Here is a 21,487-nt window from a genome sequence, read left to right as displayed (position 1 = left end):
CATGATCGGCACCGAACTGCGCGAGCGGATCACCGCCTGGCGCGAGCAGGACCCCGATGTGGCCACCGCCGTGGCACTGGACGACCTCGTCGCCCGCGCGGACGCGGGGGACGGGACGGCGCTGGCCGAGCTCGCCGACGCGTTCTCCGGCCCGCTGGCTTTCGGTACGGCCGGCCTGCGCGGCCCGCTGGGCCCCGGCCCGGCGCGGATGAACCGGGTCGTGGTCAGCCAGGCGGCGGCCGGCCTGGCCGCCCACCTGCTCGACCTCGGGTTCGAGGGCGGACGGGTGATCGTCGGCTACGACGCTCGCTACAACTCCGACGTGTTCGCCACCGACACCGCGCAGATCCTCGCCGGGGCCGGGTTGCAGCCGCTGCTGTGCTCACGTCCCCTGCCCACGCCCGTGGTGGCGTTCGGGATCCGGCACTTCGAGTGTGTCGCCGGCGTCGTGGTGACCGCGTCCCACAACCCGCCGCAGGACAACGGCTACAAGGTCTACCTCGGCGACGGCTCGCAGATCATCCCGCCGACGGACGGCCTGATCGCCGCCCGGATCGCCGAGGTCGCGTCCCGGCCGCTGGCCGACATCGCCCGCAGCGAGGACTACCCGCTGGTCGGGGAGGAACTCGTGGACGCCTACGTCGCGCGGGCGGCATCGCTCGCCCCGCCTGGTGCGCCGCGTGAGGTCACCTGGGTGTACACGGCCATGCACGGCGTCGGCGCCTCTGTCGTCGACCGGGTCGTGGAGGCGTCCGGCTTCGGCAGCCCCCACCGGGTGACCGAGCAGATCGAGCCGGACCCGGCGTTCCCGACCGTCCCGTTCCCCAACCCGGAGGAGCCGGGCGCGATCGACCTGGCCCTCGCGCTGGCCCGCGAGGTGGGTGCCGACGTCGCGATCGCGAACGACCCGGACGCCGACCGCTGCGCCATCGCCGCCCCGATCGGTGGCACCTGGCGGATGCTCACCGGGGACGAGATGGGCTCCCTGCTGGCCGACGACCTCCTGCGCCGCGGGGTGCAGGGCACGTACGCGTGCTCGGTGGTGTCCAGCACGCTGCTGGGAACGATGGCGGAGGCGCACGGGCAGCCGTTCACGACGACGCTCACCGGCTTCAAGTGGATCGGCCGGGTGCCCGGGCTGGCGTTCGGGTACGAGGAGGCGATCGGCTACTGCACCGACGCCGCGGCGGTCCCGGACAAAGACGGCATCACCACCCTGGTGCGGGTGCTCGCCCTCGTCGCCCAGCTGGCGGCGGACGGACGGACGGTCGCCGACCGGCTGGACGAGATCGCACGCGGGTACGGCCTGCACCTCACCTCGCAGCTGTCGTTCCGGGTCGCCGACCTGAGCCTGATCTCCGACGCGATGGCCCGCGTGCGGGCCACACCGCCGTCCGTGCTGGCCGGCGAGCCGGTCACCGCGGTCGACCTCGCCGCGGGCAGCGCCCAGCTGCCCCCCACCGACGGCATGCTCTTCAGCGGCGGGTCGGTGCGCGTGGTGGTGCGGCCGTCCGGCACGGAGCCCAAGCTGAAGTGCTACCTCCAGGTGCGGCTCGGGGTCGAGGAGAGCCAGGACCTCGTCCTCGCCCGTGCGCGCGCCGCGGAGGTGATGGCCGCAGCCCGTGCCGACATGGCCGCGGCGCTCGGCCTGTGAGCGGCCCGGGGACGGCGGCCGAACCGCCCGGCGCGCAGCCCGCGTCCCCGCCCTGCCGGCTCGTGCTGATCGCGGGGCCGTCCGGGAGCGGGAAGTCGCGGCTCGCCCACGCGGTCGGCTGCCCGTCACTGCGGCTCGACGACTTCTACTTCGACGCCGACCACCCCGGGATGCCGCAGACCCTGGGCATCACCGACTGGGACGACGTCCGTTCCTGGGACGCGCGCTCGGCCGTCGCCGCGCTCCAGCAGCTGCTGTCGACGGGTTCGGTGGTGGTGCCGGCCTACTCGATCTCGGAGAGTCGCCGGGTGGGCACCCACGAGGTGCGCCTCGACGGCGCCACCTGCCTCACCGCTGAGGGCATCTTCGCCATCGAGTTCCTGGCCACCTGTCGCGAGGCCGGCCTGGACGTGGACGCGGTGTACCTCGACCGCCCGGGGCCGGTCGTGTTCTGGCTGCGCCTGCGTCGCGACCTGGCGAAGAAGCGCAAGCCGCCGCTCATCCTGCTGCGCCGGGGGCTGGCCCTGTGGCGTGCCCAGCCCGGGCTCCGGCGCAAGGCTGTCGCGGCCGGTTTCACGCCGCTGTCCATGCGCGGGGCGCTCGCCCACCTCGCCGCCACCCCGAAGCCGGTGCCCGCGCCCTGACCCCTTTGAGTCCGCGCCCGCGAGGTCAGGCCAGGTAGCCCCAGGCCCGTGCGATGCCGGTGAGACTCTCCGGGACGTCCTCCGGGGCGGGGAGGTCCGCCGCGCGCTGGATACGACCCGAGCGGATGCGGTCGCTCCAGTCGCCGATGCCGGCCTCGAACCGTCCGTGGTCGGCCTGGCCGTAGTCGACCATCGCCGGCTCCCATTCGACCCCGAGGAAGTCGCACAGGCGCCGCGTCTGGGTGGCGGGATCGGCCGTCAGGTCCTCGTAGCGCACCGTGATGCCCGGGTGCCGGCGCCGCGCCCGCTCGAGGTGCTCCATGTAGGCGAGGGTGTGCTCCACTGCCCGCTCCATCGGCCGCCCCGCGGGGTCGGCGGCGTGCCACGACCTGGCGACCATCAGCGGGTGGCGGATCAGGAAGATGAACCGGGCCCCTGGCCAGGCCGTGTGCAGCCGGTCGGCGACGAACACGTTGCTCGGGGTCTTCTCGACCAGCACCCGCTTGCCGGAGCGCTCGAGGCTCCGGTGCAGCAGCCGGTCCCACAGCAGGTGGTCGACATCGGAGAGGGTCAGCCCGTCCGCCTCCAGGGCCTGGCGCGACGGCGGCGTCCGCGCGACGACGGTGAGACGGCGGAAGTGGGTCTCGTGCGGGGAGTGCACCTGGCTGTGCGAGTTGAGGACGGCGCGGAGCAGCGTCGAGCCGGAGCGCACGGAGGAGAGCAGGAACACCGGCTCGGGGACGAGCCGGTCCTGCGGGTCGAGCGGCGGACGGGCGCGCCCGCGCGGCAGGGTGTCGACGTGGGACCCGTCCCTCACGACGCGGTAGCCCGTCCACCGGGCGAGGGCGTCGCTCGCCGACGTCCGCCAGGGTGTGCTCGAGGCCATGCCGCGACGCTAGGCGCCCCACCCGAACGGCTGGTGTCCGGACGGCGTCCTCCCGGTGACCGCAGCATGACCCCCCGTCGGCTGCACCGCTCCGCCTCTCATCCCCCGCATCCCGCCCCCGCCTTCCCGCCCCGCCCGCAGCCCCTCCCCCACGCAAGGTGGACCGAGACCTTCGTTGACGGCGGTTTCGGTCCATCTTGCGAAGGGGAGGGGGAAGGCAGGCGGGGCGAATGAGCGCGAGAGCGAAGCGACGAGGCCCGAGGAGATGCCATTGAGGCGCGTTGTCCACAGGCGAGGACGCCGTCCACAGGCGGCGCGACCGGCGACGCCGCGGCGTCCGGTCGTGCGGAAGATGAGGGCGTGCACCACAGACAGGACGTGAGCGGGCCGATGAGGCAGCTCGCCGCGGCGCAGTCCGGACTGGTCAGCGCCGAGCAGGCCGGACTCCTCGGCCTCGGCAACCAGGCCGTCCGTCGGCTGGTCGCCCAGGGCCACTGGTCGGTGGCGTGCCACGGCGTCTACGACACCCGGCCGGGCGTGGAGGGCCCGGAGAAGCAGGCCTGGCTCGCCGTGCTGCGCGGCGGCGAGCCGTGCGCTCTCGGCGGCGACGCCGCGCTCCGCGTCCTCGGCCTCGAGCGCCCCGTCGGAATCCCGCTGGTCTGGGTGCCGGCGGACCGCAGGCCGCGCTCCTCGGTCGATGCCCTGATGCGGAGGGACACCATCGGGCGGCTCTCCCGACGACGCGGGCTCCTTCCCCGGATCAGCGCTGAGGACGCGGTGATCGACGTCGCCGAGAACCTCCACCCCGAGGCGGCGGTGGCCCTCTTCTCCGACGCGGTGCGGCGGCGCATCGTCAGCCTGGGCAGCCTCCGGACGACCGTCGGGGCCCGCGCCCGCGTGCGCGAACGGCGGATGCTGCTCGCGCTCCTGGGCGACCTCTCCGGCATCGAGAGCACCCTGGAGTACGCCTACCGCAGGGATGTCGAGCGTGCCCACGGGCTGCCCGCGGCGCGCCGGCAGGTACATGTCAGCAGGGGCTCACGCAGCGATGCGCTGTACGAGGAGTACGGCCTGCTCGTGGAACTCGACGGCCGCGCCGGCCACGTGGACGCGGAGTCCGCGTTCCGCGACCTCTCCCGGGACAACCGGCATGCGGAACTGAGCCTGGTGACCCTGCGCTACGGCAGCAGGGACGTGCGCGGCCGGCCCTGCGAGGTCGCCCGCCAGGTGGCCGGCGTCCTGCGTATCCACGGCTGGCCCGGCGACATCACCCCCTGCCCCCGCTGCGCTCACCACGGTCTCCAATGACAAAGTGGACCGAAACCGCCGAGATCGGCGGTTTCGGTCCACATTGCGAGTGGTCAGGCGATGGGGGCCCAGTCGGGGCCGGTCTCGCCGAGGGTGTCGTCGAGCTTGGCGAACAGCGGGGACGGCTTCGACAGCGGCGTCCCCACCGCGATCGGACGCGACTCCCAGGTCGCCAGTTGGGCGGTGTAGTCGCCGGTCAGCACCGGGTACTCGGGGCCGTCGCCCTCGCGGACGAGCCGCAGCTCGGGCTGCGCGGCCCAGACCCCCTGGCCGCCGAGCGCCTCGAACACCTTCTGCGCCGCGTGCGGCAGCAGCGGCGTGAGCAGGGTGTTGCAGTCCTGCACCACCTGGAGCGCGACGTGCAGGACGGTGTCGCGCCGCACCGGGTCGTCCTTCAGCTTCCAGGGCTCGGAGTCGGAGATGTACTTGTTGGCCAGGCCGACCACGCGCATCGCCTCGGCGGTGGCCTGCTTGAACTTGCAGCGCCCCCACAGGTCGCCGACGACGGCGTACGCCGCCCTGGCCGCGTCCAGCAGCTCGCGGTCGGCGTCGGTGAGCTCTCCGGCCGCCGGGATCGCCCCGACGTTCTTGTGCGCCATCGAGATCGAGCGGTTCACCAGGTTGCCCCACTCGTTCGCCAGCTCGTAGTTGTTGCGCCGGACGAACTCCTCCCAGGTGAAGTCGGTGTCCTGGTTCTCCGGGCCGGCGACGGCGATGAAGTAGCGCAGCGGGTCGGGCCCGAACGCGGCCAGGAAGTCGCGGACGTAGATCACGTGCCCCCGCGAGGACGCCAGCTTCGACCCCGACATCGTCAGGTACTCCGAGGAGACCACCTCGGTCGGCAGGTTCAGCGGGGAGTACGCCGAGCCGTGTCCGCCCTTGTCCCCCTGGCCGTTCGCGCCCAGCAGGATGGCCGGCCAGATCACCGAGTGGAAGGTGATGTTGTCCTTGCCCATGAAGTAGTACGAGCGCGCGTCCTCTGCCTGCCACCACAGCTTCCAGGCGTCGGGGTCGCCGGAGCGGCGCGCCCACTCCACGGCGGCCGACAGGTAGCCGATGACCGCGTCGAACCACACGTAGATGCGCTTCATCGACGCGTCCTCCCAGCCCTCCAGCGGGATGGGGACGCCCCAGTCGAGGTCGCGGGTGATGGCCCGCGGACGCAGCTCCTTGAGCAGGTTGAGGCTGAACTTCATGACGTTGGGACGCCAGTCGGTGCGGGTGGCGAGCCACTCCCCCAGCGCACCGGCCAGGGCCGGCAGGTCGAGGAAGAAGTGCTCGGTCTCGATGAACTCGGGCACCTCGCCGTTGATCCGCGAGCGCGGGTTGATCAGGTCGATCGGGTCGAGCTGGCGGCCGCAGTTGTCGCACTGGTCGCCGCGGGCGCCGTCGTAGCCGCAGTGCGGGCAGGTGCCCTCGATGTAGCGGTCGGGCAGCGTCCGTCCGGTGGACGGCGAGATGGCGCCCTGCTGCACCTCGGCCACGACGTAGCCGTTGTCGTGCAGCGTGCGGAACAGCTCCTGGACGACCTCGCGGTGGTTCAGCGTGGTGGTGCGGGTGTAGAGGTCGTAGGAGCAGCCCAGCGCCTGGAGGTCCTCGGCGATGATGCGGTGGTACTTGTCGGCCGTCTGCTGCGGGGTGAGCCCCTCCTTGTCGGCCTGCACCTGGATGGCCGTGCCGTGCTCGTCGGTGCCGCTGACCATCAGCACGTCGTTGCCGGCCATTCGCTGGTAGCGGGAGAACACGTCGGAGGGCACTCCGAAGCCGGACACGTGGCCGATGTGCCGCGGGCCGTTGGCGTACGGCCAGGCGACGGCGGCGAGGATGCGGGAACTCACGAAGGGTCATCCTATGCGCTCCGCGCCCACGGCACGGACGCCCGTCCGGCCCGCCCGGGAGCGCTCCCGTTGCCGACGGGCCCGACGCCGGGCACCCGGCCCGCCGGGCTGTTGCGCCGGGCTGGGCGACTTTCACGATCGGGGTCCCTTACCCCTACCATGTTGAATGTGACCCCCGAGTTCATACTCTTGGCGCTCGTCGTTATCACGGCGTTGGCCTTCGATTTCACTAACGGGTTCCATGACACAGCGAACGCGATGGCCACCTCGATCGCGACGAAGGCGTTGACCCCGAAGGCGGCGGTGACCCTTTCCGCGATCCTCAACCTCGTCGGTGCCTTCCTGTCCGTCGAGGTCGCGATCACCGTGACGAACGCCGTGATCCGCATCCAGAACCCGGACGGGACCCCGAAGCCCGAGCTCACGGCCGACAGCGGCCACGCGCTCCTTCTGATCCTCATGGCCGGCCTGGCCGGAGCGATCATCTGGAACATCCTGACGTGGCTGTGGGGCCTGCCCTCCAGCTCCTCGCACGCCCTGTTCGGCGGTCTGATCGGCGCCACCGTCGCCAGCCTGGGCTGGGGTGGCGTGAAGTGGGTCGGGGAGGGCACCAAGCTCGACGGCGTCATCGGCAAGGTGGTTCTGCCGGCTCTCCTGTCACCGGCCATCGCGCTCGTCGTCGCCATGGTGGGAACGGCACTGGTCTACCGGATCACCCGCGATGTCGCCGAGCGCTACCAGGAGAACGGCTTCCGCTGGGGCCAGATCGGCACGGCATCGCTGGTGTCGCTCGCCCACGGCACCAACGATGCCCAGAAGACCATGGGCGTGATCACCCTCGCGCTGATCGCGTCGGGCAACTGGACGCAGACGCACGACGTCCCGTTCTGGGTGAAGGTGGCCTGCGCGCTGGCCATCGCGACGGGCACCTACATCGGCGGATGGCGCATCATCCGCACGATGGGCAAGGGACTGGTCGAGATCTCGCCGCCGCAGGGTATGGCAGCGGAGAGCTCCTCCGCTGCCGTCATCCTGGTGTCCAGCCAGCTCGGCTTCGCCCTGTCGACCACGCACGTCGCCACGGGTTCCATCCTCGGCACGGGCGTCGGCAGGAAGGGCGCAACGGTTCGGTGGCGCGTGGCGGGGCGCATGGGCCTGGCCTGGCTGACCACGCTGCCACTGGCCGGTCTCGTCGGCGCCGGAATGTGGTGGATCGGGCACCTCATCGGAGGCTCGACCGGCGCCTTCATCGTCTTCGGCCTCATGTGTCTCGCCGCGCTCTACATGTGGTGGCATTCGCGCCATGACCGGGTGGGCCACCACAACGTCAACGACGAGTGGGTTGACCCGGAGAAGGCCCAACAGGAGGTCCCCGTGTCCGGAGGAGTGCGCTGATGGACCAGTTGCTGGCCGCGCTCGACGGCGCATGGAGGGTGCTGCTCGCGGGGCTGCTGCTCGGCGCAGGATTGCCGGCGATGTTCGCCTTCGGCGTCCGTGCGCTCGCCTGGGGCACCGGTGGCGACGCAGAGATCCACGCGGACGGGGTGCTGCCGAAGGCCCACCTCGGCGGACGCATCGTCGCCTACACGATGTTCAGCCTCGTGGTGCTGGCCGTGCTCATCGGCGTCGGCTACATCACCGCGCACGGGCTGGGCTACTCGATCACCTTCAACGGGATCATCCCGGTCATCACGGCAAAGCACTGAGCGCCACGGGGCCGACCCCCGACGACGCCGCCTGCATGTCCTGCGACACCCGCTCGAGGAACCGCCGCGCCCTCGCCCCGACCTGCTCGCGGATCATCGTCTCCGGCAGCGGCTGGACGGCGATCCGGCAGCCCGCCCCGGCGAGCACCAGCGGCAGGGTGTAGCCGACGGAGGACGGGAAGCTGGCCAGCTGCTCGGCCACCGGGCCGCGCCGCAGCTCGATCTCCAGCGGCACCCGCGGACGCACGATCCGCAGGCCGGTGCGCCGCGACAGCTCCTGCAGCTTCTCCGGCGCCTCGCGCCGGTGGGCGAAGTACCGTCCGGCCGCCCCCCTGCGCTCGGCGAGCGCCTCGACGGCCTCGAGGTACGCGGCGGGCTCGACCACCCCGGTCTCGACGAGCGACGAGCCGACGACGTCCACCCCGCGCAGCACCCTCGGTGGCCCGAAGCGGCGCCGCGTCCAGTCGTAGCCGTGGTGCTGCACCCGGCTGCCGGGCAGCGAGGTGACGCTCATCACGGTGAACAGGCTCAGCCGGGTGCGGGTGAGGAAGCGCCGGGCGTGCGCGGCGAGCGGACGCCGGGCGAGCGCGAGGCCCGCGTGCCAGCGCTGGAGCGGCTCCCCGTGGGTGAACTGCGCGGCGAACTCGAGCGTCGCCGTGCCGTCGTCGACGACCACGGCCTCCGCGGCCCGGCTGAACGGCAGCAGGGCCTGGACCATCCCGGAGAACGGGTCACCGATCACCAGGCGGCGTGCCGAGGCGACCACCGGACGCAGCGCGCCCACCGTCCGCACCCCGGCGAGGCCACCCGCCCGCGGCGCGTGCCAGTCCACCGCGATGCCCTCCTCGTCCGCGAAGTCGTTGAGCGCGCGCAACTGGGCGACGCTCGCCGGGTCGGCGGGAGCCAGGACGGCGACCCGCGTGCGGTCGGCCACCTGCTCGGCGTGGGCCCACTCCAGGACGTGGAGGAACTGCGCCGGGCTCTCGACGAGGGCGAGCGTCTCGGTCATGCCACCCGCTCCGGCCCGAACCGGGCCGCCTCCGCCTCCGCCACCACGCCCGACACCCGGCGCAGCTTCGCCATCGCGTTGCGCTCTCCGTCGTACACCTGCTTGACGCCGTCGCCCAGGGCCGACTCGATCACGCGGATGTCGCGCACCAGCCGGCGCATGCCTTCCGGCTCGACGGACGCGGACTGGTCCGAGCCCCACATCGCCCGGTCGAGGGTGATGTGGCGCTCGACCATCACCGCACCCAGCGCGACGGCGCACAGCGTGGTCTGGAGGCCGACCTCGTGCCCGGAGTAGCCGATCGGCACGTTCGGGTACTCGGCCTCCAGCGTCTTGATCATCCGCAGGTTCAGCTGCTCCGGCGGCGCCGGGTAGGTGCTGGTGGCGTGCAGCATCACGATGTTGTCGCTGCCGAGCACCTCGACGGCGTGCCGGATCTGCGCCGGCGTCGACATCCCGGTGGACAGGATGATCGTCCGGCCGGTGGCCCGCAGCGCGCGCAGCAGCACGTCGTCGGTGAGGCTGGCGGAGGCCACCTTGTAGGTGGACGGGCTGAAGGCGCCGAGGAAGTCGACGCTCTCCACGTCCCACGGGGAGGCGAACCAGTCGATGCCGATCTCGCGGCAGTAGTCGTCGATCTGGCGGTAGTCCTCCGCCCCGAACTCCACGCGGTGGCGGTAGTCGATGTAGGTCATGCGGCCCCACGGGGTGTCGCGCTCGACCTCCCACTGGTCGCGGGGGGTGCACACCTCGGGCGTGCGCTTCTGGAACTTGACGGCGTCCATGCCGGCGGCCTTGGCCGCGTCGATCAGCGCCATCGCGGTGCGCAGGTCACCGTTGTGGTTGATGCCGATCTCGCCGATCACGTAGACGGGCTGGCCGGGTCCGACGAGCCGGTCGCCGATGCGGCGGAGCCTGGGACTGATGTTCACAGTTGGTCCTCCTCGAGGATCCACGAGGCGATCTCGCGGACGGCTCCGTGCCCTCCCGGCACGGAGGTGATGGCCCGGGCGGCTGCCCGGACCGGTGCCTGGGCGGACGCGACCGCCACGGGCCAGCCGACCTGCGCGAAGCACGGCAGGTCGTTCACGTCGTTGCCGAGGTAGAGGACGCGGCCGGGCGCGAGCCTCTTCTCGGACAGCCACAGGGCCAACTCCTCGCCCTTGGCGGGAATGCCCTGGCGGCACTCCACGCCGAGCTTCGCGGCCCGCGCCGACACCACCGGGTTCACCTCCGTGGAGAGGATCAGCACGGGGAGTCCGGCCCGGCGCATCGCGGCGACGCCCATACCGTCGCCGCGGTGCACCGCGACCCGCTCCGTGCCGTCCGCTCCCAGCCAGGCGCGGTCGTCGGTCTGGGTTCCGTCGAAGTCGAGCACGACCGCGTCGACCTCTCCCGGACGCGGCCGGTGGCCGCCGTCCAGCAGCGGCGCGAGCGCCCGCGCCCGCTCCAGGTCGGACGGTTCGTCGATCTCCAGCACCCGTTCGGGATCGGTCGGCACCGCCACGGTGCGACCGAAGAACCGGCGTCCCCGCTCGGCGAACCCGTCGGCCCGCATCGCGTACGCCGCGCCGGTCTCCAGCCACTCCGGCTCGCGGTCCTGGCGGCGCTGGCGCCCCCGGGAGTCGTGGTTCACCCCGTGCGCGTCAGCGGCGCCACGCCACACGAAGCCGTGGAAGGCGGCGGCCGTGAACGCTGTGTCCGCGCCGTCCTGGACGGCCGCCACGGCGGCGTCGAGGTCGGCGGCGGTCAGGAACGGGCTGGTGCACTGCACGAGCACGACCACCTCGAGGTCGTCGCGGTGCGAGGCGTACAGGACGTCCACGGCGTGGGCGAGGGCCGACTCGCTGGAGGCGGTGTCACCGGACAGCTCGGCCGGGCGCCGGACGGCCAGCGCGCCGGCGGCCGTCGCGGCCGCCTCGATCGCCGGGTCGTCGGTGGACACCGCGACGGCGGTGATGCGCTCGGCGGCGAGGGCGGCCCGCACGGCCCGCACCACCAGCGGCACCCCGCCGACGCGGGCCAGGTTCTTGCCCGGGACGCCCTTGGAGCCGCCGCGCGCCGGGATGACGGCCAGCACGTCGCCGCTCACAGCGAGGCCAGCTTCCGCAGGGCGGGGGCGACCACGCCGGCCCCGTGCCGGTACATCCGCCGCGCACCGGTCCGGACGGCGCTCCGCAGGAGTTGCGGCATGCCGTCGGCCTGCGCGAGCGGCGTCCCGTCGGTGGCCACGCCGTGGCGCGCCAGGAGCCCGGGCAGCATCGAGGTGGCGTTCGCCGGCGTGTAGAAGGGCCGGACGGCGGGCAGCGGTCCCCGGGAGAGGAGTTCGGCGACGCGTCCGGGCAGCTGGTCGACGGTCGTGCCCAGGCCGTTACGGCGTGCCCAGCGGGCGTCCGCCTCGGGCACCCTGCCGGCGTCGAGGTCGTCGAAGGAGGCCAGGCAGCCCGAGCCGAGGAAGTAGGCGTTGCCGAGCGACTCGCGGATGCCGAAGTCGGTGAGCACCGCGGTCGGGATCCCCCGGTGGATCGCTTCGGCCGCAGCCGTGGAACTGACCGTCACCAGCAGGTCGGTGCGGTCCAGGGTGCGTCCCATGTCGCCGGTGACCACCGTCAGGTTGGACGGACGGGCGGCGCCGAGGGCCCGCACCAGTTCGTCGTAGGGGTGGGGTTCTGCGTGGGTGATGCGCTCCCCGGGCAGGGCTCGGAGCTTCACGACCACGTCCCGCTCGGGGTGGTTGCGCGCGTGCCGCGCGAGCCGCTCGACCAGGTAGCGCCGCTGCCAGCGGCTCGCCGGGACCCCCGGCTGGCCGGCGAAGGTGACGGTGTAGCGGCCCGTCGCCGCGCGCGGGCCGGGGTCGCCCAGGAACGGCAGGCGGGTGAGCACGAGCGCGTCGTCGTCGGCACCGGCCCCGCGCAGCACGGCGCGGAAGCGTTCGAGGTCGGCCGGGCTGTTCGCGGCGACGAGGTCGGCGCCCGCGCGCAGCAGGAGGCCCTCGGCGACCTTCTCGTAGACGACGCCGACGTAGCCGGTCACCAGCAGCGGTCGCCGCGGCAACCCGGCTGCGGCGATGAGGTGCAGCATGGCCTGCACCCCTCCGCCGGGCAGGGAGAGGACGAGCACGTCGGGGGCGTCCGTGACGAGCGCCCGGAGGAGTTCGGCGGGGGTGACGGTGCGCACGCGCGCCGGATCCATGCCGGCGTCCCGGAGCTGTCGCGGGCTGGGCGGCGCCTCCGTCACGGCCACCTGGTAGCCGAGGACGGGCCGGGACGGTGCCAGGCGCCGGGCGAGGTGGACGCCCCACTTCCAGCGGCTGTCGCTGTCGGCCAGCACGGCGACCGTGCGGGCCTGCCGGGGAGTGGGTTCGGTGGTCACACCAGCAAGCTAGGCAGCGCGGGCGGCCGTCCGATCAACCCCGGTGGACGAGTCGGTGAACGTCATGCGAACACCGTGGGCGCGCGCCCGGTGCGCACGGCCCGGCGCGACGGGGTCGCCGGCCCGGACGCGACGACGGCACGGTGTCCGGGCCGGGCGCGGTGGGCGGGGCCGGCCGGCGCCCGGCGGGGGCGGAACTTGGCTACGCTGTGCCCGACATCGGGCGCGGCGCGTGCAGGGGGATGGGTGGACGCCACCAGCGAATGGACGTTGTGGGCGATCCTGATCGCCGCCCTCGTCGACCTGGCCATCCGGATCGCCGCCATCATCGTCGTCCCGCGGAGACGGCGTCCGACCGCGGCGATGGCGTGGCTGCTGGCCATCTACTTCATCCCCTGGATCGGGGTGTTCCTGTTCCTGATGATCGGCAGCCCGCGCCTTCCGCGCGCGCGGCGCCGCAAGCAGGACGAGATCAACGCCTACATCCGCGACGCCACGCTGCACCGGGAGCTCGGCAACCCGGGCACCGACGCGCCGGACTGGTTCAGCTCGCTGGTGACCCTGAACCGCAACCTCGGCGCCCTGCCGCTCAGCGGCGGCAACGCCGCCCGGCTGTACCCGGGCTACGAGGACAGCATCGAGGCCATGGCCGAGGCGGTGCGCGGGGCCTCCATCTACGTGCACGTCGAGTTCTACATCCTCCAGGCCGATGCCACGACCGAGGTGTTCTTCCAGGCCCTGGAGGATGCGGCCGCGCGCGGGGTGACCGTCCGCGTCCTGCTCGACCACTGGGCCAATCGCAGCAAGCCGTACTACCGGCAGACCCGCCGGCGGCTGGACGCCATGGGGGCGGCGTGGCACCTGATGCTGCCGGTGCAGCCGCTGAAGGGGAAGTACCAGCGTCCGGACCTGCGCAACCACCGCAAGCTGCTGGTCGTCGACGGCCGGGTGGCCTTCACCGGCTCGCAGAACCTCACCGACTCCACCTACAACCTCCCCGTCAACATCCGCCGCGGCCTGCACTGGGTGGACCTGATGGTGCGGGTGGAAGGGCCCGTCGTCTCCGGGGTGAACGCGGTGTTCCTCGGCGACTGGTACAGCGAGACCGACGAGGTGCTGGTCGAGGCGCTGGGGCCCGCGGGGAGTGTGGAGTGTCCCGGCACCCTCGAGGCGCAGATCGTGCCGTCGGGGCCGGGCTTCGAGTTCCAGAACAACCTGAAGCTGTTCATGGGCCTGCTGTACGCGGCGCAGGAGCGGATCATCATCGTCTCGCCGTACTTCATCCCGGACGAGGGCCTGCTCCTGGCGATCACCACCGCCTGCCAGCGCGGCCTGCGCGTGGAGCTGTTCGTCTCCGAGGAGGGCGACCAGGCGATGGTCTACCACGCCCAGCGCAGCTACTACGAGGACCTGCTGCGTGCCGGGGTGAGGATCTGGATGTACGAGCGGCCGTTCATCCTGCACTCCAAGTCGATGACCATCGACGACCACGTGGCGATCATCGGCTCGAGCAACATGGACATGCGCTCGTTCGGCCTGAACCAGGAGATCTCGATGCTGGTGCGCGGCGAGGAGTTCGTCACCCAGCTGCGGGCGGTCGAGGACGACTACCGCGCGGCCTCCCGCGAGCTCACCCTCGAGGAGTGGCTGCGCCAGCCGCTCCGCTCGACGGTGCTCGACAACCTCGCCCGCCTCACGTCGGCGTTGCAGTAGCTTCTCGCTCCCCCGGGCTCGTGCCGACGGCCGAGCCCCGCTACGGCGTGGACTGGGCGAAGACCAGCGTGGCGTGGGCTGCGGCATCGGCCATCAGCCCGAGCATGGCGGGATCGATGTCGCCGGTGCGGTCGCAGGCCCGGTGGTAGCACGGGTCGGCGTCCTCGTCCGCCCCGGTGAACAGCCCGCCGGCGGCGATCCCCGCGGCCAGGAAGGACGCGTGGTCGCTCGCACGGAAGGTGACCGTCCCCGGCGTCACGCCCTGCGAGGCAAGGAAGCCGGCCAGCACGGCCTGGACGTTCCCGGACCCGTCGGGCCAGCCGGAACCGGGTTCGCCGCCCCCGTACACGGACGCCGCAGGCGTGGGCGAGCCGATCATGTCGAGGTTGAGGTAGAGCAGCGTCCGGCGGCGTTCCTCCTCGCCGAGCCGGGCGATGTAGTGCTCCGAGCCGTGCAGCCCGTCCTCCTCCCCGCCCCAGAAGGCGAACCGCACCCGGTTCTGCGGCTGGACGCCGAGCCGGCCGAACGCGAGCGCCGTCTCCAGCACCGCCGCCACCCCGGAGCCGTTGTCATTGATGCCCGGCCCCTCGGGGACGCTGTCCAGGTGCGCCCCGAGCACCACCGTGCGGTCGGCCCGCCCGGCGGGGGTGTCGGCGATGAGGTTCTCCGTGGTCACCCGGGTCACGGTGGCCTCGACGGCCAGCGCGAGGGTCGTGCCGGGTGCGTCCGCCCACGCGGCACCGAGCTCGAACGTCGTCGCGACGACGGGTATCCCGGCCTGTGCGCCCAGGGTGCCGGCGAACACGTCCATCCGGCCCGGGCCGTTGCCCTGGTTGAGCACGACCACGCCGCCGGCCCCCGCCGCGGTCGCGTAGTCGACCTTCGTCGCGAACGGGCAGGTGCCCCGCTGCACGAGCGCGATGGCGCCCCGCGGAAAGCCCGTGAAGTCGGACGCCTCGCACCCGCTGGTCGTCGCCCGGTCGCCGGAGAGCGCGAGGTCGACGGCCACGACCCGCGCCGTGACCGAGCCGTCACCGGAGTGGGCGAGCGGACGGAAGTCACGTCCGACGGCGTAGGTGGTGGGGGTCGGCGCCGTGCGCCGCAGCGTGGCCCGGGTGAGGTCGGTGCGGTCGTAGCTGAACGGCTGGCGGCTGGTCTCGTAGCCCGCGCTCTCGAGCTGGGCCTCCACGTAGTCCACCGACGCGGCGTAGCCGGCGGTGCCGGCGGCGCGGTTGCCGCCGTGGGCGTCCGCGATCCGCTGGAGCGCGTCGAGGTGGGCGGTGAGGGCCTGCGGCGTCACGGCGTCACGGAGCTGCCCGGAGTCGACCGTCGCCGGACGCGCGGCCCGGGTGAGGAGCACCACACCGGCGACCGCCACCAGGACCACGGCGACGGTCAGGATCACCCAGGGGCGGAGGAGGCGCCTCACCCCCACGACGCTACCCGTGACCACCACGGGCCCGGCGGGTACAGTCGCTGGCCTGCGACGACGGAGGAGCGCGATGTCCCTGACAAGGGTGCACAACCTGTCCATCTCCCTCGACGGCTTCGCCACGGGTGAGCCGCAGTCGGCCGAGGCGCCGTTCGGCCACGCCGGCCAGCGCCTGCACGAGTGGATGTTCGCCACCCGGTTCTGGGACCCGGCCGGCTCCGCGGGCGTGGACGACGCGTTCGCCCAGCAGCACGGGATCGGGATCGGCGCAGAGATCATGGGCGCGAACAAGTTCGGCCCGCCGGGGTGGCAGGACGACCCCGGCTGGACGGGCTGGTGGGGCGAGAACCCCCCGTTCCACACACCGGTCTTCGTGCTCACCCACCGTCCCGGCCCGCCGATCGAGCGGGAGGGCGGGACGGTCTTCCACTTCCTCGAGGCCACCCCGGCCGAGGCGCTGGCGATCGCGCGGGACGCCGCCGCCGGGCAGGACGTCCGGATCGGCGGCGGGCCGAGCGTGGTGCGCGACTTCCTCTCCGCGGGCCTGGTCGACCACCTGCACGTCGTGCAGGTGCCGATCCTCCTGGGACGCGGCGTCCGGCTCTGGGACGGGCTGGAGGGGGTGGAGGACGGCTACGACGTCGAGGCGGTCTCCTCCCCCAGCGGCGTCACCCACCTCACCTTCACGAGGAAGGCCTGAGCGCGTCCGGCTCCTCAGGGTCGGGGAGGTCGGGCAGCGCGAGCCAGTCCTGCCAGGTCAGGTCGCGGCCGATCAGGCGGACGGCCCGGAACGGCCAGGACGCGGCGAGCCACCGGGGCACCAGGCGATCCAGCTCGTCCTCCAGCCCGCTGCCGACGTACTCGTCGCGCACCCACCACGACACCTCGGCGTCGGCGCCCACCTTCTCCGGCGGGTCGATGTAGACGCAGCCGACCAGCTCGGTCTCCTCCTCGTCGAACAGGGCGTAGTTGAAGGACTCGTGCGCCTCGATCTCGCGCTCGTGGCGCGCCAGGTCCTCCCGGTCCTGTTCGGCCGTCATGGTTGCCGGCGGCCAGCCCCAGGCCGGCCCGAAGATCGTCCACAGGCGCGGCTGGGAGCCCATGACCGCGGGCATGTCGAGCTCGACGTCGGTGGCCCTGATCGGCCGCAGGTGGTACCCGGGGCCCACCTCGACGCGCAGCGGGTGGTCGAAGTCGTCCGGCAGCCAACCCATCGGTTCCTCCGCTCAGCCGATGAGCTTGGCGATGGTCGCGTCGATCCGCCGCCGGCGTGTGTCGGCGCCCTTGGCCGCCGCGACCGCGTCCGCGTGCTGCCGCTGGTGGCTGTAGCTGAGGCGCTCCCACGCCGCGGCCGCCTCCGGGTGGGCGGCCAGGGCCGACGCGAGGTCCTCCGGCACCTCCACGGTGCGGGGGGCGGTGTCGAGTTCCACCACCACCGTGTGCACCTGTCCGGCGGCGAGGGCGGCCGCCTGGCGCACCGCGGCGCTGGCCCCCAGCCAGGACTGTCCGCCCATCGGCGCGATGCTCGTGCGCCAGGTGTGGCCGTTCACCGTCGCGGCCACCTTGGGACGGCGTCCCCCGCCCAGCGCCTCGACGACCGTGTCTGGGACGACGAAGCCGGTGGTCGTGCCGCCGGTCGCCTGCAGTTCCGTGGTGAATTCCATGCCAGAAGTGTGCCGCACGGCCCCGCAGCGGGCTACCAGCAGCAGTAGCCGCCGTCGACGAGCAGGTCGACCCCGGTGATGTAGCCGGCCGCCGGGCCGAGGAGGAACAGGACGGGGCCGGCGATCTCCTCGGGCTCGGCGAGGCGGCCCAGGGGGGTCGTGTCGGCGAACTCCGCCACCAGGTCGGCCACCTCCGGCCGCCGGTTCATCGGCGTCAGGGTGTAGCCGGGGCTGACCGCATTCACCCGGAGGCCGAGCGGCGCCCACTCCACCGCCAGCGACTTCGTGAGGTGCACGACCGCGGCCTTGCTCGCGTTGTACTGGGCCTGGGTGAGGTTGCGGTTGGCGATCGTGGCCGAGATCGAGGCGATGTTCACGATCGCACCGCGTCCGTGCGCGCGCATGGCGCGTGCCTCGGCCTGGCAGGAGAAGAAGACGCCGGTGAGGTTGGTGTCGAGAACCGCCTGCCACTGCCCGGGCGTCAGTTCCAGCGCCGGCGTGCCCGCCCCGACCCCGGCGTTGTTGACCGCCAGGCCGAGCGGGCCGAACGCCTGCTCCACCGCGTCGACGGCGGCGGTCGCCTGCGCGGGATCGGTGACGTCCCACTCGACGGCGATCGCGCGTCCTCCGGCGTTCCGGATCCGGTCGACGGTCTCCGCGCACCGCGTGGCGTTCCGTGCCCCGCACCCGACGGCCACTCCGGCCCGTCCGAGCGCGAGGGCGATGGACTGCCCGATGCCGCTGGACGCGCCCGTCACCAGCGCCACCTCGCCGTCGAGGCCGAAGTCGATCATTGCCCCATCATGCCCGCACGAGGGGACGGAGTCCCGCGACCGGCTGGGGCGAGCCCGCCGGCGCCTCTTCGGCCGCCATCCGGGGCGACCCCTGGGACGCGTCGGCACCCATCATCGCGAACCCGGCCACCGCGGTCACCGCCACCCAGACCCGCGCCTTGCGGCGGAAGCCCGCCCACGTGCCGGACGTCGCTCCGAGATAGATCGCGCCCGCGAGGGCGAGCAGCGCCCCTCCGGCCCACGAGGGTTCGACGTCCTCGGCAGCGGTGAACACGACCGTGGCCATCCACTGGGCCGCGGCCGCGGCGAGCGCGAGGACGAGGAACGCCGCGCCGGCGATCCGCCACCGGGGCACGGGTGCATCCGCCCCTGGCCGGAGCGAAGGACGTTCGGTCATCCCTCGAGGATCGGCGAGGATCCTCAAGGCGCCGTCAAGATCGGGTCTTCGCGGGGTCTGGAGCGACGGCGATGTCGAGTTCGTTGCCCTCGGGGTCGGCGAGCGTCCACCACGAGGGCGCCTCGGCGTCGCTGACCACGTGGCCTCCGGCGGCCACGGCGGCCGCCACCCGGGCCCGCGCCCGGTCGGCCGGCACGAACAGGTCGAGGTGGATGCGGTTGCGCTGCGCGCGCGGCGCGTCCATCTGCTGGAAGAACACCGGCGGGTTCAGCCGGCGCGGGTCGTAGAGGTCGTGCAGGCCGGGACGGGGGTCGTCGACGTAGCCCAGCGCCGCCCGCCAGAAGTCCTTGACCGGTTCGATGTCGAGCGCGTCGATGCCGAGCTGGACGTCGCGCACCCCGGTCGGGTCGGCGGTGAGGCCGAGCCCCCTCGCGGCGGACTGCACGGCGCGCGCCAGGGCGACGAACCCCTCCGCCTCGTGCTGGTCCTTGCCCCCGTCGACGGTCACGCCCCGGTAGCGCAGGTCGACCATCAACGGCGGGCCGGCGTCGTCGGCGAGCCCCGCGACCGCCTCCAGCAGCTCGACGCCTTGGACGAACGAGCGCGTCGGGTAGTGGACCGCCGCGGTGAGCATCGTCCGCCAGTCGCTCGCGCCCGGGTCGGCGAACGTCCCGTGCTCCGCGGCGAGCGGGAACACGTCGGCCTCGTTGCCCTCGGCATCGGCGACGGTGCGCCACCACTGGTTCTCGTAGGTGATCCGCCCGCCGGCGGCCAGCAGCGCCTCGGTCGTGCCGGGCACCAGCTCCCACGGCGTGCCCGCGTCGAGGTGGAGGCGGTTGCGCAGCGGGCGGGGCGCGTCCATGGTCTGGAACCAGAGCCGTGGCTGGCGGCCCAGCGGGTCGGCGAGCACGTCGTCCGCGTCGCGGTCGAAGCGGAGGGCCGCCTGCCAGAACGGCACGAGCGCAGCAGTATCCGTGGCGTCGATCGCGACCTGCAGGCGTTGCACCGCGGCCGGATCGGCGCGCAGGCCGAGCTCCGCGGCCGCCGCCGAGATCTCGCGGGCGAGGGCGACGTCCCGCTCGGTGAGGGCGGCGACGTCGTGGCTGAACAGTCGCAGGTGGACGCCGTCACGACGCAGGTCGACGTCCGGATGGTGCCCGGCGGCCTCAGCGAGCTCGGCCACCCGACGCACCAGCCCGGCACCCGCTCGATGGGAAGACGTAGCGAACCAGGCGTCGGCGCCCGCGTTCAGGGCACGCCAGTCGCCGGTTCCGCCGGCGTCCTCGAACTGCTGTGGGGTCAGGATCGTCATGACTCATCGTGCCATCGCGCGTCCCGTCCGCCCAGAGGCGGCGAGTGCGTGACGTTGCCCCCCGAGTTCGGGGGAGAACGTCACCCGGTCGGGCGCGGAGAACGCCCGGACGCGCTGGCGATGCCCAGCCAGGTGTGGTGGTTCCCCGCCCAGCACCACCCGACCTTGGGGGCGTTGCGGCGCGACCGCCCGTCCCGTCCGGTCCCACGACTGATCCAGATCGCGGGCACCCGGGCGTCCGTCCCGCGCGGGGTGATCCTGCGCGAGCCCAGGCACATGAAGCACCGGTTCGCCTCGAGCCGGTCCGGCTCCTGGAGCAGCCAGCTGATCCCCTCGCTGATCGTCAGCGGGGTCCGTCCGCGGCCGCGCACCTCGGGCAGCGCGGCGTCGGGCGTCCAGTCCAGGAGGTCGTCCCCCCGGTCCACGCCCCGCAGCAGGTAGAGCGGCCGGTCGGGTACGCCGACGTCGGCGATCGCAGCGAAGTCGTCCAGGTCGGTCATGTCCTCGACGACGAACCCGGGCCGCCCGTCATGGCGCAGCAGTGGCACGAGACGCGAGGGCGGAACCAGGGACGGGTGGACGCAGAGGACGCCGTCCCCCTCGAGCCCGTCGGCGAGGCCAAGGAGCGCCTCTGCGGTGGTCCCGGCCAGCTCGGGAACCCCGAGGTCGACCAGTCGATCGGCTTGCCGGCGCACATCCATCCGCCCAGTGTGCACGACGGCGGATGGGCCCGTGTGCCCGGTGGTGGCGCTCACCGGTCCGGCGACGTCGATCCGGTGGCGGCGCGACCCCCGCGCTCCCCGCTGGCCCGGAGGCGGTCGGACAGGGCGAGGACCTCGCGGCGCAGGGCGTCCGGGGCGATCACCTCGAAGTCCCAGCCGAGCCCGGCCAGCATCCGGGCCATGCCGTCCAGCCGCTCGGCCCGGGCCTGCAGGAGCACGCCGTCGACGTGCTCGCTCAGCCGTCCCACGCTCGCCGGCAGCCGCTCGACCGCATCGGCGAGGGTGGTCCGCAGCACGACCGAGGCCTCGTGCGACCACCGGACCGCGGCGATGCCCGACACGACCTGCGTCCTGGCGTCGAAGTCGGCGGGCACGTCGTAGCCGCCTTCGCCCTGCCGGACCGCGGCGATCCGGTCCAGGCGGAAGGTCCGCACGTCGTCCCGGCCGTGGTCGTGGCCGGTGACGTACCACCGGCCGGCGTGGAAGACGAGACCGTAGAGGTCGAGCTCACGCTGCGACTCCTGCCCGTCCCACGCGGTGTAGGCGATCACGACCGTGCGCTGCGCCTGCGCCGCCGAGGCGAGGGCGAGCAGGGTGTCGGCGACGGCGGGAGCGGTGGGGCGCACCGGGGCGGTGAACTGCGCGGTCGAGAGCAGGCTCTCCAGCCGGCGGCCCAGGGGACGGGGCAGGACGCGCGACACCTTGGCCAGGGCGCTCGCCGTCGCTGCATGGTCGGCGGTGGCGAGCCCCTCCCGTTCGGCGGCCATGAGTCCCAGGACGACGGCGACGGCCTCGTCGTCGGTGAGCATCAGCGGGGGCAGCTTGTAGCCAGGCAGGAGCCGGTAGCCGCCGTACCGTCCACGCTGCGCCTCGACAGGGATCCCGAGGTCGGCGAGGTGCCCTGCGTAGCGCCGGACGGTGCGCTCCTCGACCCCGAGCCGGGCGGCCAGCTCGCCCACCGTGCGCTGCCCGCCCGTCTGGAGCAGTTCCAGCATGGCGAGAACGCGACCGGTCGGACGGGCCACGACCCTCCTCG

21 protein-coding genes are annotated in these 21,487 nt (G+C 73.3%); 7 read left to right on the top strand and 14 right to left on the bottom strand.

Translation table 11 applies throughout. The features are described 5' to 3' along the window. Position 1: 1 nt before the first annotated feature. Both ACFQQJ_RS15775 and ACFQQJ_RS15770 read left to right on the top strand, forming a co-directional pair. Positions 2-1,654, top strand: a complete 1,653-nt coding sequence (locus ACFQQJ_RS15775; protein WP_377107964.1) for a phospho-sugar mutase — start codon at positions 2-4, stop codon at positions 1,652-1,654. Further along, positions 1,651-2,298, top strand: coding sequence for a uridine kinase (locus ACFQQJ_RS15770; protein WP_377107962.1), 648 nt, complete (start codon positions 1,651-1,653; stop codon positions 2,296-2,298). Before ACFQQJ_RS15775 ends, ACFQQJ_RS15770 begins: the two co-directional genes overlap by 4 nt. A gap of 25 nt (positions 2,299-2,323) precedes the next feature. Here the strand turns inward: ACFQQJ_RS15770 and ACFQQJ_RS15765 are convergent, their stop codons facing one another. Further along, on the bottom strand, positions 2,324-3,184 hold the full coding sequence (locus tag ACFQQJ_RS15765) for a sulfotransferase family protein (RefSeq protein WP_377107960.1): 861 nt from the start codon (positions 3,182-3,184) through the stop codon (positions 2,324-2,326). Positions 3,185-3,562: 378 nt separating this feature from the next. Here ACFQQJ_RS15765 and ACFQQJ_RS15760 point away from each other — a divergent pair, with 378 nt between their 5' ends. Then, positions 3,563-4,492 carry a type IV toxin-antitoxin system AbiEi family antitoxin domain-containing protein gene (locus ACFQQJ_RS15760; RefSeq protein WP_377107958.1) on the top strand — a complete coding sequence of 310 codons (930 nt, stop codon included), beginning with the start codon at positions 3,563-3,565 and terminating at the stop codon, positions 4,490-4,492. A gap of 53 nt (positions 4,493-4,545) precedes the next feature. Here the strand turns inward: ACFQQJ_RS15760 and metG are convergent, their stop codons facing one another. Beyond that, positions 4,546-6,330, bottom strand: coding sequence for a methionine--tRNA ligase (metG, locus tag ACFQQJ_RS15755; protein ID WP_377107956.1), 1,785 nt, complete (start codon positions 6,328-6,330; stop codon positions 4,546-4,548). A 159-nt stretch (positions 6,331-6,489) separates the two neighbouring features. Here metG and ACFQQJ_RS15750 point away from each other — a divergent pair, with 159 nt between their 5' ends. Continuing rightward, a complete protein-coding gene (locus tag ACFQQJ_RS15750) occupies positions 6,490-7,725 on the top strand; it encodes an anion permease (RefSeq protein ID WP_377108034.1) in 1,236 nt (411 codons plus the stop codon). Then, positions 7,725-8,036, top strand: coding sequence for a hypothetical protein (locus ACFQQJ_RS15745; protein WP_377107954.1), 312 nt, complete (start codon positions 7,725-7,727; stop codon positions 8,034-8,036). Before ACFQQJ_RS15750 ends, ACFQQJ_RS15745 begins: the two co-directional genes overlap by 1 nt. On the opposite strand, the gene ACFQQJ_RS15740 is transcribed toward ACFQQJ_RS15745, so the two are convergent. Genes ACFQQJ_RS15740 through ACFQQJ_RS15725 form a run of 4 tightly spaced genes read right to left on the bottom strand, consistent with a single transcriptional unit; the run spans position 8,020 to position 12,417 of the window. Further along, a complete protein-coding gene (locus tag ACFQQJ_RS15740) occupies positions 8,020-9,045 on the bottom strand; it encodes a hypothetical protein (RefSeq protein WP_377107952.1) in 1,026 nt (341 codons plus the stop codon). The two genes, ACFQQJ_RS15745 and ACFQQJ_RS15740, sit on opposite strands and share 17 nt — an antisense overlap. Then, entirely contained in the window at positions 9,042-9,977 is a 936-nt protein-coding gene (locus tag ACFQQJ_RS15735) for an N-acetylneuraminate synthase family protein (RefSeq protein ID WP_377107950.1), read from the bottom strand. The genes ACFQQJ_RS15740 and ACFQQJ_RS15735 overlap by 4 nt, the downstream gene beginning before the upstream one ends. After that, positions 9,974-11,137: a cytidylyltransferase domain-containing protein gene (locus ACFQQJ_RS15730; RefSeq protein WP_377107948.1), complete on the bottom strand. Its 1,164-nt coding sequence runs from the start codon at positions 11,135-11,137 to the stop codon at positions 9,974-9,976. The genes ACFQQJ_RS15735 and ACFQQJ_RS15730 overlap by 4 nt, the downstream gene beginning before the upstream one ends. Continuing rightward, complete coding sequence (locus ACFQQJ_RS15725) at positions 11,134-12,417, bottom strand: DUF6716 putative glycosyltransferase (protein WP_377107946.1); 1,284 nt, start codon at positions 12,415-12,417, stop codon at positions 11,134-11,136. Before ACFQQJ_RS15725 ends, ACFQQJ_RS15730 begins: the two co-directional genes overlap by 4 nt. 246 nt (positions 12,418-12,663) lie before the next feature. Here ACFQQJ_RS15725 and cls point away from each other — a divergent pair, with 246 nt between their 5' ends. Next, positions 12,664-14,130 carry a cardiolipin synthase gene (gene cls / locus ACFQQJ_RS15720; RefSeq protein ID WP_377107943.1) on the top strand — a complete coding sequence of 489 codons (1,467 nt, stop codon included), beginning with the start codon at positions 12,664-12,666 and terminating at the stop codon, positions 14,128-14,130. 40 nt (positions 14,131-14,170) lie between these two features. Here the strand turns inward: cls and ACFQQJ_RS15715 are convergent, their stop codons facing one another. Continuing rightward, complete coding sequence (locus ACFQQJ_RS15715; RefSeq protein ID WP_377107941.1) at positions 14,171-15,559, bottom strand: M20/M25/M40 family metallo-hydrolase; 1,389 nt, start codon at positions 15,557-15,559, stop codon at positions 14,171-14,173. Between the two features lie 73 nt (positions 15,560-15,632). Here ACFQQJ_RS15715 and ACFQQJ_RS15710 point away from each other — a divergent pair, with 73 nt between their 5' ends. After that, positions 15,633-16,262 carry a dihydrofolate reductase family protein gene (locus ACFQQJ_RS15710; RefSeq protein ID WP_377107939.1) on the top strand — a complete coding sequence of 210 codons (630 nt, stop codon included), beginning with the start codon at positions 15,633-15,635 and terminating at the stop codon, positions 16,260-16,262. On the opposite strand, the gene ACFQQJ_RS15705 is transcribed toward ACFQQJ_RS15710, so the two are convergent. The 7 genes from ACFQQJ_RS15705 to ACFQQJ_RS15675 all read right to left on the bottom strand — a co-directional run bounded on the left by ACFQQJ_RS15705 (position 16,246) and on the right by ACFQQJ_RS15675 (position 21,476). Beyond that, positions 16,246-16,776, bottom strand: coding sequence for a GNAT family N-acetyltransferase (locus tag ACFQQJ_RS15705; protein ID WP_377107937.1), 531 nt, complete (start codon positions 16,774-16,776; stop codon positions 16,246-16,248). The genes ACFQQJ_RS15710 and ACFQQJ_RS15705 overlap by 17 nt on opposite strands. A 12-nt stretch (positions 16,777-16,788) precedes the next feature. Continuing rightward, the gene (locus tag ACFQQJ_RS15700; RefSeq protein ID WP_377107935.1) at positions 16,789-17,226 is read right to left on the bottom strand and encodes a YdeI/OmpD-associated family protein; all 438 of its coding nucleotides are present in this window, start codon (positions 17,224-17,226) and stop codon (positions 16,789-16,791) included. A gap of 32 nt (positions 17,227-17,258) precedes the next feature. Further along, positions 17,259-18,020 carry a glucose 1-dehydrogenase gene (locus tag ACFQQJ_RS15695; protein ID WP_377107933.1) on the bottom strand — a complete coding sequence of 254 codons (762 nt, stop codon included), beginning with the start codon at positions 18,018-18,020 and terminating at the stop codon, positions 17,259-17,261. Positions 18,021-18,027: 7 nt separating this feature from the next. Further along, positions 18,028-18,417, bottom strand: coding sequence for a hypothetical protein (locus ACFQQJ_RS15690; RefSeq protein ID WP_377107931.1), 390 nt, complete (start codon positions 18,415-18,417; stop codon positions 18,028-18,030). A 34-nt stretch (positions 18,418-18,451) separates the two neighbouring features. Then, positions 18,452-19,729: a VOC family protein gene (locus ACFQQJ_RS15685; protein ID WP_377107929.1), complete on the bottom strand. Its 1,278-nt coding sequence runs from the start codon at positions 19,727-19,729 to the stop codon at positions 18,452-18,454. An 80-nt stretch (positions 19,730-19,809) separates the two neighbouring features. Beyond that, entirely contained in the window at positions 19,810-20,430 is a 621-nt protein-coding gene (locus ACFQQJ_RS15680) for a DUF5701 family protein (RefSeq protein WP_377107927.1), read from the bottom strand. 50 nt (positions 20,431-20,480) lie between these two features. Continuing rightward, complete coding sequence (locus tag ACFQQJ_RS15675) at positions 20,481-21,476, bottom strand: helix-turn-helix transcriptional regulator (RefSeq protein WP_377107925.1); 996 nt, start codon at positions 21,474-21,476, stop codon at positions 20,481-20,483. Positions 21,477-21,487: the final 11 nt, after the last annotated feature.

The organism is Propionicimonas sp. T2.31MG-18, assembly GCF_964266745.1.
Classification (GTDB): Bacteria; Actinomycetota; Actinomycetes; order Propionibacteriales; family Propionibacteriaceae; genus Propionicimonas.
Note: the sequence above shows the minus strand (reverse complement) of the source record. Positions and strands in the feature narration are given on the sequence as shown.